Here is a 16,134-nt window from a genome sequence, read left to right as displayed (position 1 = left end):
TGCCTGATTCGGACCCAACATTTGTTTATCATATTAATGATATGCCGAACCTTACATGACCACCATCAAGGCAGCCAGCAGAAACAGGCTTTCGATCAGCTCTATCAAGGCCCCGGCGGTATCACCGGTATAGCCCTGCAGGCGGCGCAGCATCAGCCACCGCAGCGCCCAGCCCCCCGCCGCCAGTACCAGCGGCAGCAACGGCTGTTGCCAGGCCAGCAACAGGGCCAGTGTGGCCGCCGTCAGGTGCACCGGCAGCGCCGGCGGCGAGGCCACGCCACTGGCAAGGCCGCCCGGCCGCGCGTAGGGCGTCAGCAGCAGCAAATACTGTGCGGCACAGCGTCCCGCCACGGGGGCCAGCAGCAGCGGCCAGAACGCATCCAGCGCCAGCAGCGCCTGCAGCAGGCTCCACTTGAGCAGCAGCTGCAGCATCAGCGCCAGCGCCCCGCTGGCGCCGACATGCGGGTCCTTCATGATCGCCAGCGTACGCTCACGATCCCCCAAGCCGCCCATCCAGCCATCGGCGCTGTCCGCCAGCCCGTCCAGATGTAGCCCGCCGGTCAGTGCACACCAGAGCACCAACACCAGCGCCGCCTGCACCGCAACCGCCAGTCCCGGTGTCAGCAGCACCGGCACCAGCAGCACCAGACCCAGCAACAACCCGACCAGCGGGTAGTACAGCAACGTCCGCTGCTGCGTGGGGGCATCCAGCATGCCCGGCAGGCGCACCGGAATCAGGGTCAGAAACTGCAGAGCGCCGAGAAAGGCCAGCCAGTGCGTGCGCATCAGCGTTGGTCCCGAAAGTGGTGCAGGCTGCCGTGGGTCGCCGCATAATTGAACATTTCGCTCACCGGCAGGCCGTGCAGAATGCAGTGCAGCGCCCGGATGACACCGCCGTGACAGATCAGCAGCACCCTGCCCCGGTGATGCTGCTGCAGGCTGTCGATGCAGGCCTCCAGACGGGCGAAGAAGTCCGGCAGCGCTTCGCCACCCGGCGGGCAGTGATGCCAGGGGTCCTGCCAGAAGCGCCCCAGGCCTTCCGGGTCTTGGACGTGCACGTCGGCGGCCGTCAGGCCGTCCCAGTCGCCGAAATCGTATTCGCGCAACCGCGCATCCAGCTGGACAGTGGTGGCCGCGCCGGCCCAGTGGCGGGCAAAGGCAGCACAGCGCTGCAGCGGCGATGCGTAGATGGCGTCATAGTCCTCGGGCTTCAGCCCGGCCAGCCCCTGCTGCATCTGCTGCCAGCCCTCAGCGGTCAGCGCCGCATCGGTGCGCCCCAAAAAGCAGCTGCCACGCTCAGTGATACCGTGCCGCAAGAGATCGATGGTCAGTGTTGTCATGTGCTTGACTCCGAGACCCGGGCTTCGGCAAAGGTCGCCATTTCGGCGTGCAATGCGCAGGCCATGCGCAACAGGGGCACAGCCACGGCCGCGCCGCTGCCTTCGCCCAGCCGCAGCCCCAGGTCCAGCAGCGGCGCGGACGGCAGCGCCGCACGCACCAGACGATAGCCGGGTTCGGCCGAGTGGTGTGCGAACAGCAGCCAATCGGCCACTCCCGGCTGCAGACGACAGGCCAGCAGGGCCGCCAGGGTACAGATGAAGCCGTCCACCAGCGCCGGAATCCCCAGCTGGGCACAGCTCAGGTAGGCGCCGGTCAGGGCGGCTATCTCGAAGCCGCCCAGTGACGCCAGCAGCGCCAGCGGCTCGCGCGCATCGCCGTGCCGGGCCAGCGCCTGCTCGATCACCCGACACTTGTGCGCCACGCCGTCGGCATCCAGCCCGGTGCCCGGGCCGACCAGCGCCGACACCGGCTGTTGCAGCAGGGCCGCGGCCAGCGCCGTGGCCGGCGTGGTGTTGCCGATGCCCATTTCACCGCCGATGAACAGCTCGGCCGGGGCCTGCAGCACCGCCTCGCGGCCGGTATCCAGCGCCTGCTGCAGCTGTTCTGCGGTCATCGCCGGCTGCCGCGCCAGATTGGCACTCTGCGGGGCGATGATCCGGCTGTGTACCCCCGGCAGGGGCTCCAACGCCACCACGGTGCCCAGATTCCAGACGCTCAACTCGGCATCCAGCTGGCGCGCCGCCACGCTGATGGCCGCGCCGCCACGGGCAAAGTTGCGGATCATCTCGGCGGTCACGGCCTGCGGATACGCGGAGACACCTTCAGCGGCCACTCCCTGGTCGGCGGCAAAGATGGCGATGCGCACCCGTTCCAGCCGCGGACATTCACGTCCCTGCATGCCCGCCAGCCGAATGGCCAGGGATTCCAGCGTCCCCAGTGCCCCGGCCGGTTTGGTCAGCTGCTGCTGACGCGCGCGTGCCGCCGCTTCCGCCGCCAGATCCAGCGACTTGACCGCCTGTTGCCACCCGCTCATACGCCCGGCTCCAGCGGCGGCCCCTTGATCACCAGAGGGATGCCGGCCACGGTCAGCACCACCTGATCGGCCAGCGCCGCCACGGCCTGATTGAGCCAGCCGGCTTCATCACTGAAGCGACGGCTCAGTTCGCCCATGGGGACCACGCCCATGCCGGTCTCATTGCTGACCAGCAGGATTTCGCCCCGGGCATTCTGCAGCGCGGCACAAAGCGCCTCGCGCTCGGCAGCCATATCGGCGCCCGCCAGCAGCTGATTGGTGGTCCACAGCGTCAGGCAATCGATCAGCAGGCAGTGCTCGGGCGCCTGCCGTGCCAGAAGCGTGGCCGCCAGCGCCAGGGGTTCTTCCAGGGTCTGCCAGTGTGCCGGTCGCTCGTCGCGATGGCGCTGGATACGGGCCTGCATTTCGTCATCATGGGCCTGGGCAGTGGCGATATAGGTAACCTCACGCCCGGACGCGCGCGCCAGCTGTTCCGCCAGGCGGCTTTTGCCGGAACGGGCACCGCCGAGTATCAATCGAATCACGGGAACCTCGACCTTTGAGTGTGCGGATTGGGGATCATGACCGCATTGTACCCGGATTGAATGCCCCGGTCGTGGCACCGGGGCATGTCGGGCTAGAGCGCCAGCCGCTGCTGCAGCATGGTCATGAAGGCGGGTATATCCAGCGGCTTGGTCAGGTAATCGCTGAAGCCGGCCCGACGACCGTGCTCGACATCACGCGGCATGGCATTGGCGGTCAGCGCCACCACCGGCGTGTCGGCAAAGGCCGGGTTGCGGCGGATGATCTCCAGTACCTGGTAGCCGTTCAGCCCTGGCATGTTGATATCCAGCAGGATCAGGTCCGGCAGGTGGCGCTTGGCCAGCTCCAGACCGAGTTCCGGGGTATGGGCATCCAGCAGGCGCACTCCGGGCAGCCGCGCAATCAGATTGCGCACCAGCTTGAGATTGGCCGGGTTGTCGTCGATATACAGCACCTGCTTGTGGCCCTGTTCCGGTTCGGACATGTCCCAGGCTGCGGCCTGCGCCGACGGCTCAACCGCACCGGTATCCAGCGTGTCCGACGGCAGTTCGATCCAGAAGGTGCTGCCCACGCCCGGCTGGCTGTGGACACCGATGTCGCCCTCCATCAGGTGGATCATCTTCTGCGTCAGGGTCAAACCAATCCCGGTACCCTCGATGCAGGTCTGATCCGCATCCAAACGGTTGAACGGCTGGAACAGCTGCTCCAGCCCCGCCGGCGAAATGCCCACGCCGGTATCGGCAAAGGCCAGCCGGATCCGCTCCGGCTGCGGCGCCGACAAGCTGATGTGCAGCCGTCCCTGCGGCCGGTTGTACTTCACGCCGTTCGACATCAGGTTGATGATGACCTGCTTCAGGCGAGTGCGATCGGCCCGTGCGCTGATGCCGGCCAGGTCGTCATACTGCAGGCTCACCTGAACCTTGGCAGCCAAGGGGGCGATCAGGCTGACACATTCGGCCATCAGACTGCCCAGATCCACCGGTTCCAGTGACAGCTCCATCTTGCCCGATTCGACCCGTGCCAGATCAAGTACATCGTTGATCAGATCCAGCAGGTGACGGCCGGCCTTGAGAATCTCATGCACGCTTTCCTGGTGCTCGCGCGGCAGCTGGCTGTCGAACTCCATCAGCTGGCCAAAGCCGAGAATGGCGTTCATCGGCGTGCGCAGCTCGTGGCTCATGCCGGACAGAAATTCCGACTTGGCCCGGCTGGCACGTTCAGCCTCGTTGCGGGCACCGATCAACGCCTCTTCCGTCGCCTTGGTGCGGCTGATATCGCTGTTGATACCGATCATGCGCAGCGGCGCACCGCTGTCGTCACGCTCCACCACCTGTCCCCGGCACAGCACCCACTTCCAGCTGTTGTCCCGACAGCGCAGCCGCATCTGTACCTCGTAACGGTCGGTCTTGCCTTCAAGGTAACGGGTCACCCGGGCCCGGGCCGGGCGCAGGTCATCCGGGTGGATGTTGTCCGACCAGTGGTCCATGTACGCGGCCCGATCCTCGGCACGAAAGCCCAGCATCTCCATGTACAGCGGCGAACAGCTGACCTCGCCCGAGCGCAGGTCCCAGTCCCAGACGCCATCACCGGCGCCCTCGACGGCAAAGGCAAAGCGCTCTTCGGTTTCCCGCAGCCGCGCATAGGCCTCGACGCGGTCGGTGATGTCCTGCACCGTACCGGCCATGCCGATCAGCTGCCCCTGCTCGTCCAGCACCGGCTCGCCCAGTTCATGCACATGGCGAACGCTGCCGTCCGGACGCCGAATGCGGTGAATCAGATCGTAACGCCCGACCGCCGCTGACGCCTGCTCACGGGCCAGCAGACCCTCCAGATCCTCCGTGTGCACCTGGGCACGAAAGGCCTCCAGCGACGGCGCAAAGGTGTCCGGGCTGTGCCCGAAGATGCGATACACCTCCGCCGACCAGTTCAGCGCGCCGCTGCGATAATCCACGCTCCAGTTGCCGATATGCGCCAGCTGCTGCGCCTGGCGCAGCTCCCGCTCGCTCTGCTCCAGGCGGATGCGCGCCTTCTTCTTTTCGTCGATGTCCTGGACCACCCCGATCATGCGCTGTGCCATGCCGCGTTCGTTGCGCACCACGGCCCCCCGCTCCAGCAGCCAGCGCTCGCGGCCATCCGGCAGCAGCACCCGGTGCTCGATCTCATAGGGTTCGTCCGTGGTCAGGCTGTCCCGTATCGCAGCCTCGACATGCGGCACATCCTCGGGATGTACCCGGTCGATAAAGGCCTGGTAGCTGGCGCTGATGGCCTGCCCTTCCGGATAGCCGAACAGGGTGACCACCTTTTCCGACCAGTACACCTCGTCGGTCATCAGGTTCCACTCCCAGGTGCCGATATTGGCGTACATCTGGCCACAGCGCAGGCGCTCCTTGAACCTCACCAGCTCGCGATGCACCGCCGAGCGGCGCAGCACGTTGGACAGCATGTCGGCAAACAGGTCCAGCAATCCCTGCAACTCCTGCCAGCGCGCCTGGACGGCGGGCAACACCAGCACCAGGCTCAGCGGGGCATTGCCCTCCAGCTGCACCTCGGAGGCCAGCAGACGGCACTGCTCGCCCAGGTGATGCTGCAGCCGCTCCAGGCTCAACGCCAGAGTATGGGCACTGCAGTGCTGCAGCACCTCGGTGTCGCACCCGGGTCTGATCAGGCCCGGTGGCTCATGCTGCCAGTGGGCATGACACTCAAGCCCGCTCACAGGTTCAAACCCCATCACCGCACAGCTTTGCGCCTCGAATGCCGGACCAATACAGGCCAGGGCCTGTTCGATCGCGCCCCAGATACCTTCTTCCTGCACCGCCAGCAGTACCCGGGCCTGCTCCGCCAGGCAGGCCTGCAGCCGCGACTGCTGCTCGATCCACTGCTGTGCGGCCCGCAGGTGGGTGATGTCCGTGCGGATGGACACGAACTGGTAGGGCCGGCCATCGGGGTCCATGAAGGGGGTGATGGTCGATTCCACCCAGTACAGACTGCCGTCCTTGCGCCGGTTGCACACCACCCCCTTCCAGACGTCACCGGCAAGGATCGTGCGCCACATGTCACGGAAGAACGCGGGCGGGTGCTGGTCCGATTTCACCACGCGGTGGTTCTGACCCAGCAGCTCCTCGCGGCTATAGCCGCTGATGTCGCAGAAGCGGTCATTAATGTAAATGATGTCGCCATCGGCGTCGGCAACGCTGACGATGGCGTGATGATTGAGCGCCGTAAACTGGCGCTCCCATTCATAGGCGATACGATCGCTGGTCGTGTTTACGGGGGACATCGGCGCCCTCAAGCCTCAATACGCTGGCGTGCCCAAAACTGGGCCGTCAGGCTACTGAATCCGGTTGCCACCTGGTGCAACTGGTCACTGTCGTTGGCCGTCATGGTCGCGGCGGCCAGGTTCTGTTCGGACATGTCGCGGATGGTCACCACGCTGCGGCTGATCTCTTCGGCCACATCGCTTTGCTGATCGACGGCCATGGCGATCTGCGCGCTCATGTCGTTGATCTGCTCGATCGCATGCCAGATCTGCTCCAGTGAGGTGCTGGCACTGTCGCCCTGCGCCACGCAGCGGGCCGTTTGCGCCTGACCGGCCTGCATCGCCGCCACGGCCTGGGTTGAACTGTCCAGCAGCGTGGTGATCATGCTGCGAATCTCGTCCGTCGACGCGGCCGTACGGGTCGCCAGCGAACGCACTTCGTCCGCCACCACGGCAAAACCGCGCCCGGCCTCACCGGCCCGGGCGGCTTCGATGGCGGCATTGAGGGCCAACAGGTTGGTCTGCTCAGCAATGGCATTGATCACGTCCAGGACGCCGGAGATGCGTTCACTGCTCGCGTTGACCTGTCCGATCACGGCGGCGGCCCGGCTGATCTCCTGCTCCAGTGCCTCGATGGTGGCAACCGTGTCGCTGACGATCTGCTTGCCCTGATCCACCTCGCGCTTGCCGGCTTCAGCCGCCGCTGAGGTGCTCATGGCGTTACCGGCCACATCCTGAATGCTGGCCGACATCTGGTTCACGGCGGCGGCCACCTGGTCGGTTTCGGCAAACTGCTGCTCGACACCGCTACGTGACTGCTCGACCGCCGCCCCCAGCGAGTGGCTGCTGGCCGTCATGGCATGAGTCGAGTCGGAAACACGCCCGATCAGGCCGGCGGTCTCCGCTTCCAGCGCCTTGAAGGCCAGCAGCACATCGCCCACCTCGTCGCGGCGCCCGGTATACACGTGCCGCGCCAGCGGGTCGTTCACCACCGCACGGGCACGTCCTGTCAGCAGTTTCAGCGGCTGCAGCCACCACCATTGCAGACCGGCCCCCAGCCCCAGAGCCGCCAGCAGCAGTCCCCACTGCAACGGCCCCGACGCCAGCTGCAGCCCAACCACCAGCGCCAACACCGGCAGCAGCCAACACACCAGCAGACGCAGGCTCAACGGCAGTCGATTTCTCAGTTCGGGCAACGACTTGCCGGCCTGGATGCGGGCATACAGCCGCTCGGCCCGGTCCACGGTACGCCGCTCCGGCTTTCGCCGTACCGACTGGTATTCACGCGTTGCTCCATCCTCGGTGATCGGGGTCGCATAGGCATCCACCCAGTAATGGTTGCCGTTCTTGCAGCGATTCTTGACGATGCCCATCCACGACTGCCCGGCCTTGAGCGTGTCCCACAGCTGGGCAAAGGCCTCTTCCGGCATGTCCGGGTGACGAATCATGTTGTGATTCTGGCCCAGCAGTTCCTCGCGGCTGTAGCCACTGACCTGAATAAAATCCTGGTTAATGTAGCGAATGGACCCCTTGAGGTCGGTGGTCGACAGGATATTGGCAGAGGCCGGGAAGGACTCCTCCACCTGGGTTACGGGCAGATTTTTGCGCATCTAGATCCCCCTCCGTATGCAGCAACCGGCAAACATGTGTATGGCCGGGATTATACGGCGGGGCGTTACGCGAGCAGATGTAATCTGTATCAGGACTGTATCATTTTACGAACAGCAGGTTTCAGTGCCAGTTGAAGCGCTCGCGCATGCGCACCAGACTTTCCAGCACATAGCCCTGTCCGTAGCGACTGGACAGACGAAAGGGCAAGGGCTGTAGGGCTTCGAACTTGCGCCGCAGGCGGCTGATTTTTAGATCCAGTGCCCGCCCTTCGCTGCGGCTTTCATCCCCCCAAAGGCTATCCGCCAGTTCTGCCCGACTCAACAGCGCGCCGCGGTTCTGTAGCAGCAGTCCCAGCAGGCGGCTTTCATCCGCCGTCAGGCTGACCACCTGATCTGCCACTCGAAGGATGCCGTCCCGGTAGCTGAACACCAGCTCGGGCAGGGGCTCGTGGCGGGCACTGCGGCGTCGCATGACGGCTTCGATGCGGGCCTGCAGGATCGCCTCGCGCGCCGGCTTGATGATGTAGTCGTCGGCGCCGGCATTCAATGCATCGACCTGACAGGCCTCTTCATCATGGGAGGTCAGCAGAATGCAGGCCAGTGGCGCCTCCTGCCCGGACAGCCGCTGTACCAGTTCAATGCCGCTGATGCCGGGCAGTTCCCAGTCAATCAGCAGCAGATCGAACCCGGCCTCCGGCCAGCCCTCAAGCAGGTGCTCGGCGCTGACATACAACACCGGCTGATACCCGGCCCCCTGCAGCCAATGCGCCAGTAGGCGCGCCTGTATCAGTTCATCTTCAACGACAGCAATACGGTACATCCAACATCATCCCATCTGTCTGCGTATACTTCTCACGACAAACGACGAGGGTGCGGGATTGGGCGCACAAATGCCAGTGACCAATATCAAGGGCCGGTCGGTTAGAACAGCGGCATCGGTGCTCCCCCTGTCCGCATCAGGATGACCACTTCAGGGCGGGTGCCCGGTAGTTCTGCACCGCCTGCAGCAAGGCCTGAGGGGTTGTTACCACCTGCAGCATTTCGACATGCTCCGGCTTGAGGAAGCCCTGGGTTTTCATCTGCTGCACAAAGGTCAGCAGCGCATCGTAGAAGCCATCGACGTTATACAAAACCACTGGCTTGGCATGGTGGCCCAGCTGGCCCCAGGTCCAGACCTCGAACAGCTCTTCCAGGGTGCCGATCCCGCCAGGCAGGGCGACGAAGGCATCGGCCAGCTCGGCCATCCGCGCCTTGCGCGCATGCATGTCCGGCACCACTTCCAGCGCCGTCAGCCCCGAATGCGCCAGCTCCTTCAACTGCAGGTACTCCGGGATCACGCCATGGGCACGGCCACCGGCCTCCAGCACCGCATCGGCGATGGTGCCCATCAGGCCCACATGCCCGCCGCCAAACACCAGCTCGATCTCCTGCTCGGCAAAAAACCGCCCCAGTTCGATGGCGGCCTGTTGATAGATTGGATCGGCGCCGTTGCGGGCACCGCAGAAAACGGTGATTTTCATCCAGATACTCCTCTCAGCTATCCTGTTGCGGCCAGCAATTTTCCGCCAGCAGCGCTTCCAGTGGCTGGGCCTCGGCCCAGCCTTCCTGTTCCAGCATGGGGCGCGCGTAAAACCGGTCCACCGGGCCGATACAGAGCACGGCAATCGCCTTGCTGCCCTGGGGCATCTGCAGCAGGTCGCCCAGCGCCTCGGGGTCGAACAGGGAGACCCAGCCGACGCCGACGCCTTCGGCGCGGGCGGCGAGCCAGAGATTCTGGATAGCGCAGGACACCGAGGCCAGGTCCATCTCCGGCAGGGTACGGCGGCCGAAGATGTGCTTTTCGCGCTGGTCCATCAGCGCCACCACCAGCACCTCGGCACACTTGTCCATGCCTTCCACCTTGAGGCGCAGGAACTCGGCTTCGCGTTCGCTCAGGGCATCAGCGGTGGCCTGACGCTCCTGTTCCACCAGGCCGCGAATGCGGTCGCGCAGATCGGCATCGGTGATGCGGATAAAGCGCCAGGGCTGCATCAGGCCCACGCTGGGTGCCTGATGGGCGGCCTGTAGCAGGCGCCTGAGTACCTCGGGATCCAGCGGCTCGCCACTGAAATGGCGCATGTCGCGGCGTTCGCGGATGGCCCGGTAGACGGCCTCGCGGTCGGATTCACTGAACTGCCAGGGGTTTTGACTCATAAGCATTCTCCTGTTGGCACCGGTCCGGGCACGATTCCCTGCGGCGGATCCCTGCCTACCTTAACACCCGGATCAGCGGCCGCTCACCACTGAAATCGACTTCGGCTTCAACCTGATAGACCTGACGAATCGCCTCCGGTGTCAGCACCTCCTGCGGCGTGCCCAGGGCATGCACGCGGCCGCTGTCGAGCAGCAGCAGGCGGTCGCACCAGCCGGCGGCCAGGTTCAGATCATGGATCGACAGGATAACACTGCGCGGCCCCTGCGCATGCTGGCGCAGCAACTCCAGCACCCGTTGCTGATAGTGCAGATCAAGGCTGGCCAGGGGCTCATCCGCGAGGATGATCTCGGGCTCGCCGGCCAGCACCCGCGCCAGCCAGACCCGCGCCTGTTCGCCACCGGAAAGATGATCCACGCGCGCCTCCAGCCATTCGGCCACGCCGGTCTGCCGCGCCGCCCGGTCAATCACCGCCGCGTCCTCATCACCCCAGGGCAGGCGTCCCAACGCGATCACGTCAGCGACTTTCAAGGCCCAGGCACTCTGGCAGCGCTGCGGCAACAGCGCGATGCGCCGTGCCCGCTTGAGGCCCTGCAGTCGGGCGATATCCTCACCGTCCAGAGCAATGCGGCCGCCGTAGGCCTGCAACCCGGCGAGGCACTCCAGCAGCGACGACTTGCCCGCGCCGTTGGGACCGATCACGCCGAGCAGCTCGCCCGGTTGCAGGGTCAGATTGATGCCCGCCAGACGGCTGTCCAGCTGCAGCTGTTCGATCGCGATCAGAGCCATTTCTTGCGCTCCTGCCAGACCAGCCAGATGAACAGGGGCGCGCCGATCAGCGAGGTCAGCACCCCCAGCTTGAGTTCACGCCCCGGCGGCAACCCGCGCACGACGATATCCGCCAGGCACACCAGAATCGCCCCGGCCAGGGCCGCCGGGATCAGCAGCCGATCCGGGCGGTTGCGCACCAGCGGCCGCACCAGATGGGGCACCAGCAAACCGACGAAGCCGATGGCGCCAGCCACCGCCACCGAGGCACCGACCAGCAGCGCGGCACCGAAAATGATCAGCCGACTGCCCCGGGTGTAGGACAGCCCCATGCTTTGCGCCACCTGCTCGCCCAGGCTCAGACCCAGCAGCAGCCGGCGCTGGCTCCAGATCAGTCCACCGCCGATCAGCAGCGCTGGCAGCAGAATACCGAGATGGTCCAGCCCCCGTTCGGACACCGAACCGAGCAGCCAGAACACCAGCTCCGACAACGCAAAGGGGTTGGGGGCAAAGTTGAGCACCGCCGCCAGCAGCGAACCGGTCAGGGTGGAGATCGCCAGCCCGGCCATGATCACCATCGCCTGGCGTGAAGGCCCGGCCAGCAGCAGCATCAGCGACATGGCGATTCCGGCACCGATCAGTCCGGCCAAGGCTGGTGCCGCCGCGCCCGCCGCCGGGAAGAGGCCGAAATAGAACACGCTGGCCGCGCCCAGCGCCGCGCCCTGGCTGGCCCCGGTCAGACCCGGGTCCGCCAGCGGGTTGCGCAACAGGCCCTGTAGCGCCGCACCGCTGAGGCCCAGGGCGGCCCCCACGGTCAGTGCCAAAAGCGTGCGCGGCAGGCGGATCTCGCCAATGACGATGGCCGCCGCGCTGTCGGTACCGTTGAGCCACTGCCAGAGCCCGTCGAACACGGCAATATCGGTGGAGCCCACATGCAGCGACACCAGCGCGGTCAGCAGCATCAGCAGGGTCAATGCGGGGGTCATGGTGTCCTCACGTTGGGTGAAAGAGTGTGTGACAAGGGGTGTGAAGGGCCCGCCAAGGGGGGCTGCACATGTCGCTGCCGCTGCTGGCGCAACTGGTCGATCAGCTCCCAGGTCCAGGGGCCGGGGCATTGCCAGCGCCAGTTCTCCTTGGGCAGCCAATGCTCCGGCGTCAGGCTGTGGCGCAGCGCCGGATGGTCGGCAAAGCGGGTGGCCAGCGCCTGGGCATCCGGGCTGTGCCATAAAATGGCGTCCGGCGGGTCAGTAACCACTCGCTCCAGGTCCAGCCGCTCGTAACGCACCCCGGTGAGATAATTGCGCCAGCCCGCCTGGCGGATAACCTCATCTTCAAAGGTGTTCGGGCCGGTGCCGATGCCGTTGGGCCCCAGCAGCAGCAGGCGCGGTGCATCAGCGGCCGGTGTGCGTGGCGCGGGCGCTGGATGGGCATCGTCGGGATCGCGCCCGATCAGACGCAGCACCCGGCGCTCGTAGGCTTCGATGTCGTTCAGGGTACGCGGCAAGGTTACCAGCTCCACCGGCTGCTGCAGGGTTTGCAAGCGCTTACGCAGCATCAGTGCATTGTGCTGGCCGACCAGGATCAGGTCCGGCTTGAGGCTGAACACCTGCTCCAGCGAACCGTCATGGTCCGGCCAGCCTTCCAGCGGCCAGGGCAGCGGAAACCGCCGGTGCATCGGTGACAGCGCCGCGACCTGGGCGCGGTCGGCATGCAGCGCCAGCATCCGGTCCATGCACAGATCCAGCGACACCACGCGCTGCGGCGATGACTGGGCCTTTACCGAAGGAGGCTGAGCTGACGGCGCCGATGTGGACGCGGCCAATGCAGACGGGGCCTGCACGGCCAGGGCCAAGGCCGACAGCACCAGCAGGCCGATCAGCAGCCGGATGCCAGGGCGCAGCCGGGACCTCATGCGCCCGCCTGCTCCCGCGGCAGATCCAGCAGCGCCAGCACCGCGTCCAGGTCCAGGTGCTGCTCCAGGGTATCGGCCAGGCGGTCGATGCCGTCCTCGCGCAAGCGGTGATAATCCAGCGCTTCAGCGCCTTCCAACCCGGCCCAGCGCAGCACCAGCCGGGTGACCGCCAGGGTTTCGAACAGGCCGTGCAAGTAAGTGCCTACTATCTGTTCGTCGTCCGAACAGGCGCCATCCGGCATGACGTGATGGCCGTGTTCCAGCTGCACCAGCGCGGGACAGCCGTCCGCCACCTCGGTAATCCCAGAGTGAATCTCGTAACCGCTGACCGGCACCGTCTCGCCCGCCAGCGTCAGCCGGCCGGTGACGTTGCGCAACGCCTTTTCACCTTCAAGCCGGGTACGGGTGGGCAGATAGCCCAGTCCCGCACTCTCCCCCGCCTCGCCTTCCAGCCCCAGCGGATCCGCGAGGCGCTCACCCAGCATCTGGTAGCCGCCGCAGATGCCCAGCAGCTTGCCGCCGTAGCGCAGGTGGCGCTGCAGGTAGCCTTCCCAGCCCTGCGACCTGAGCCAGGCCAGGTCCGGCCGGACCGCCTTGGAGCCGGGCAGGATCACCAGATCGGCAGGCGGCTTGGGTTGATCCGGGCCGACAAAGTGCAGCCGTACCTGCGGGTGCAGGCGCAGCGGATCGAAATCGGTATGGTTGCTGATATGCGGCAGCACCGGCACGACGATATCCAGCACCCGGTCGGCGCGCTCGATATCCGGCTCTTCGCTGATGGCGTCCTCGGCTTCCAGGTGCAGACCGTGCAGATAGGGCAGCACGCCCAGCACCGGCTTGCCGATATAGTCTTCCAGCCAGTCCAGCCCCGACTGCAGCAAGGCGATATCGCCACGGAAACGGTTGATGACGAAGCCCTTGATCCGTGCCTGCTCGGTCTCGCTGAGCAGCGCCAGGGTGCCGACCAGATGGGCGAACACCCCGCCCTTGTCGATATCGGCGATCAGGATCACCGGGCAGTCCACCCGCTCGGCAAAGCCCATGTTGGCGATATCACGGTCGCGCAGGTTGATCTCGGCGGGCGAGCCCGCTCCCTCCACCAACACCGCTTCATACTGGTCGCAGAGACGCTGGTGCGACTCGGCCACCGCCTGCCAGGCGATGGTCTTGTAGTCGTGGTAACGCTTGGCTTCCATGTTATCCACCGCTCGGCCGTGGATGATCACCTGGGCGCCGGTATCGCTGCAGGGCTTGAGCAGCACCGGATTCATATCCACATGGGGACGTAATCCACAGGCCTGGGCCTGCACCGCCTGGGCGCGACCGATCTCGCCCCCCTCGGCGGTGACGGCACTGTTCAGCGCCATGTTCTGCGGCTTGAACGGCGCCACCGCGATGCCACGGCGCTGCAGCACCCGGCACAGCCCGGCCACCAGGGTGCTCTTGCCGGCATCGGAGGTGGTGCCCTGCACCATCAGGGTTTTCTGTCGATCAGTCATGTCGAATCTCGTTGAGTACTCTTTCCAGCCGCTGCCATGCATCCTCGTCCTCGGGTAACCCGAAGCGCAGCGCCGCCGGCTGTTCAAACCGCCTGACCAGGATACCCGCCCGGGCACAGCGTTGCGCGATCCGGGCAGCCTGTTCGGTCACGACGGTCGCAAACAGCGCCGTGCTGCTGACCACGACACCCCGCTCGCCCAGCATCGCGCTCAGCAGCGTCTGCAATCGCGCCTGCTGCCGCGCCAGTCGCGCCCGCATGCTCTGCTGCCAGGCCGTATCCGCCAGCGCCTGCCGCGCCAGCCAGCGCGACGGATGGCTGATCGCCCAGGGACCTATTTGATGCGCCAGCGCAGCGCGCACCTCGGCCTCGGCACAGACCGCACCGACGCGCAGCCCGGCCAGACCGAAAAACTTGCCCAGGGAGCGCAGGATAATCAACCCGGCGGGCATGGGATCACGAATCAGGCTCTGCTCGGGGGTGGCATCGATGAAGGCTTCATCCACCAGCAGCCAGCCACCGCGCGGCGCCAGGCGCGCCTGCCAGTCCTGCAGCTGCCGCTGCGAAAACTCCTGAGCGCTGGGGTTGCAGGGATTGATCAGCACCAGCACATCCAGGCTATCCAGCCGGGCCTCGATCTGCTCGGCCTGCAACAGGCTGACCGCATGCCCCGCCTGCTGCCAGCGAAAGGCGTGCTCGGCATAGCCGGGATAGAGCACCCCGACCTCGGCCCGGCCCGAGCGGGACAGGCGCAGCGCGGGCAACGCCTGAATCGCCGCCTGGGAACCCGGCACCAGCAACAGCTCCCGGCTGCCGTAATATGCACAGGCCACGGATTGCAGGCCGTCGTCCTCTTCCGGCAGGCGATTGAACACCGTTGCCGGGATCGGCGGCACCGGCCAGCCCTCGGGGTTGATGCCGGTGGACAGATCCAGCCACTGCTCGCGCGGGATGCCGTGCTGCGCCACCGCCGCGTTCAGGCGGCCACCATGCACCGGCGCTGGGGATAAGTTTTCGGCATCCACAGGCACCCCCTGATCGATGTTATCAACAGCGGTGCCCTGTGCGCCGCTGTGCATATCTTTTCGAGGCCAGTTGTTCATAACAGCGCCCCTGCCACCGACAGCAACACAATCACGCTTATCCACAACCCCAGTGCCCGATCCACCAGGTGCAGGGCACGGGGCAGGTCACGCGGCTGCGCCTTCGCCCCGGCCCCCAGTAACGGCTTGTCGGCCCAGACACCGCGGTAACAGGTCGGCCCGCCCAGCGTCACGCCCAGGGCACCGGCCCCGGCGGCCATCACCGGCCCGGCGTTGGGGCTGTCATGCAAGGGGGCCTGGGTGCGCCAGCAGTGCAGCGCCCGGCGGGTATGACCGCAGAGCGCGTAGCTCAGCGCCGTCAGCCGGGCCGGCACCAGGCCGACCAGATCATCCAGCCGCGCGGCCGCCCAGCCGAAGCACACAAAGCGTTCGCTGCGATAGCCCCACATGGCATCCAGCGTATTGATCAGGCGAAACGCCAGCGCGCCCGGCGCACCGGCAATGCAAAACCAGAAAATGGCGCCGAAGACCGCATCACTGCCGTTCTCCAGTACCGACTCCACCGCGGTGCGCTCTACCTCCAGCTCGGCGGCATCGCGGCTGCAGATCCAGGAGGTCCGCCGCCGGGCCTCGCTCATGTCGCCTCTTAGTAGCGCCTGCAGGATCGGCTGGATATGCCGCTTCAGGCTTTCCAGCCCCAGCGCAAACCAGAGCACCAGCACGGCGATCAGCTCGCCAAACACCGGGATCCGGGTCAGCACCGTGGTCAGCAACACCGGCGGCAGCACCAGCAGCACGACCAGCAGCAGGCCTTTCAGGCGGCGCGACTCACCGCGGTTGCAGCGCGCTTCCAGCCAGTTGGCACAGCGGCCGAACCCCACCAGCGGGTGCCAGCGGGCCGGTTCGCCCAGCCAGCGGTCGATCAGCACGGCGGCGATCAGTTGCAGTGCCAGCATGGCC

The 16,134-nt window shown here is 66.1% G+C and carries 15 protein-coding genes; all 15 read right to left on the bottom strand.

The features are described from left to right. Positions 1 to 51: 51 nt before the first annotated feature. Positions 52 to 786, bottom strand: a complete 735-nt coding sequence (gene cobS / locus KTN04_RS08430) for an adenosylcobinamide-GDP ribazoletransferase (protein WP_217334779.1) — start codon at positions 784 to 786, stop codon at positions 52 to 54. Next, entirely contained in the window at positions 786 to 1,340 is a 555-nt protein-coding gene (locus KTN04_RS08425) for a histidine phosphatase family protein (protein WP_217334778.1), read from the bottom strand. Before KTN04_RS08425 ends, cobS begins: the two co-directional genes overlap by 1 nt. Further along, the gene (cobT, locus tag KTN04_RS08420) at positions 1,337 to 2,374 is read right to left on the bottom strand and encodes a nicotinate-nucleotide--dimethylbenzimidazole phosphoribosyltransferase (protein ID WP_217334777.1); all 1,038 of its coding nucleotides are present in this window, start codon (positions 2,372 to 2,374) and stop codon (positions 1,337 to 1,339) included. The genes KTN04_RS08425 and cobT overlap by 4 nt, the downstream gene beginning before the upstream one ends. Then, entirely contained in the window at positions 2,371 to 2,898 is a 528-nt protein-coding gene (cobU, locus tag KTN04_RS08415; RefSeq protein WP_217334776.1) for a bifunctional adenosylcobinamide kinase/adenosylcobinamide-phosphate guanylyltransferase, read from the bottom strand. Before cobU ends, cobT begins: the two co-directional genes overlap by 4 nt. A gap of 92 nt (positions 2,899 to 2,990) precedes the next feature. Then, the gene (locus KTN04_RS08410) at positions 2,991 to 6,173 is read right to left on the bottom strand and encodes a PAS domain-containing protein (RefSeq protein ID WP_217334775.1); all 3,183 of its coding nucleotides are present in this window, start codon (positions 6,171 to 6,173) and stop codon (positions 2,991 to 2,993) included. Between the two features lie 8 nt (positions 6,174 to 6,181). After that, entirely contained in the window at positions 6,182 to 7,762 is a 1,581-nt protein-coding gene (locus tag KTN04_RS08405) for a methyl-accepting chemotaxis protein (RefSeq protein WP_217334774.1), read from the bottom strand. A gap of 121 nt (positions 7,763 to 7,883) precedes the next feature. Beyond that, positions 7,884 to 8,582, bottom strand: coding sequence for a response regulator transcription factor (locus KTN04_RS08400; protein ID WP_217334773.1), 699 nt, complete (start codon positions 8,580 to 8,582; stop codon positions 7,884 to 7,886). Between the two features lie 136 nt (positions 8,583 to 8,718). Continuing rightward, positions 8,719 to 9,282 carry an LOG family protein gene (locus KTN04_RS08395; RefSeq protein ID WP_217334772.1) on the bottom strand — a complete coding sequence of 188 codons (564 nt, stop codon included), beginning with the start codon at positions 9,280 to 9,282 and terminating at the stop codon, positions 8,719 to 8,721. 13 nt (positions 9,283 to 9,295) lie between these two features. Then, on the bottom strand, positions 9,296 to 9,955 hold the full coding sequence (bluB, locus tag KTN04_RS08390; protein ID WP_217334771.1) for a 5,6-dimethylbenzimidazole synthase: 660 nt from the start codon (positions 9,953 to 9,955) through the stop codon (positions 9,296 to 9,298). 55 nt (positions 9,956 to 10,010) lie between these two features. Next, positions 10,011 to 10,742, bottom strand: coding sequence for an ABC transporter ATP-binding protein (locus KTN04_RS08385; RefSeq protein WP_217334770.1), 732 nt, complete (start codon positions 10,740 to 10,742; stop codon positions 10,011 to 10,013). Next, a complete protein-coding gene (locus KTN04_RS08380) occupies positions 10,733 to 11,707 on the bottom strand; it encodes a FecCD family ABC transporter permease (protein ID WP_217334769.1) in 975 nt (324 codons plus the stop codon). Before KTN04_RS08380 ends, KTN04_RS08385 begins: the two co-directional genes overlap by 10 nt. Then, on the bottom strand, positions 11,704 to 12,633 hold the full coding sequence (locus KTN04_RS08375) for a substrate-binding domain-containing protein (protein ID WP_217334768.1): 930 nt from the start codon (positions 12,631 to 12,633) through the stop codon (positions 11,704 to 11,706). Before KTN04_RS08375 ends, KTN04_RS08380 begins: the two co-directional genes overlap by 4 nt. After that, positions 12,630 to 14,132: a cobyric acid synthase gene (locus KTN04_RS08370; protein WP_217334767.1), complete on the bottom strand. Its 1,503-nt coding sequence runs from the start codon at positions 14,130 to 14,132 to the stop codon at positions 12,630 to 12,632. Before KTN04_RS08370 ends, KTN04_RS08375 begins: the two co-directional genes overlap by 4 nt. After that, complete coding sequence (cobD, locus tag KTN04_RS08365; protein ID WP_254262450.1) at positions 14,125 to 15,234, bottom strand: threonine-phosphate decarboxylase CobD; 1,110 nt, start codon at positions 15,232 to 15,234, stop codon at positions 14,125 to 14,127. The genes KTN04_RS08370 and cobD overlap by 8 nt, the downstream gene beginning before the upstream one ends. Beyond that, entirely contained in the window at positions 15,231 to 16,130 is a 900-nt protein-coding gene (cbiB, locus tag KTN04_RS08360; RefSeq protein WP_217334766.1) for an adenosylcobinamide-phosphate synthase CbiB, read from the bottom strand. Before cbiB ends, cobD begins: the two co-directional genes overlap by 4 nt. Between the last annotated feature and the right edge of the window lie 4 nt (positions 16,131 to 16,134).

It is taken from the genome of Marinobacterium weihaiense (assembly GCF_019061305.1).
Lineage (GTDB): Bacteria > Pseudomonadota > Gammaproteobacteria > Pseudomonadales > Balneatricaceae > Marinobacterium > Marinobacterium weihaiense.
This window is presented reverse-complemented; position numbering and strand designations above follow the sequence as displayed.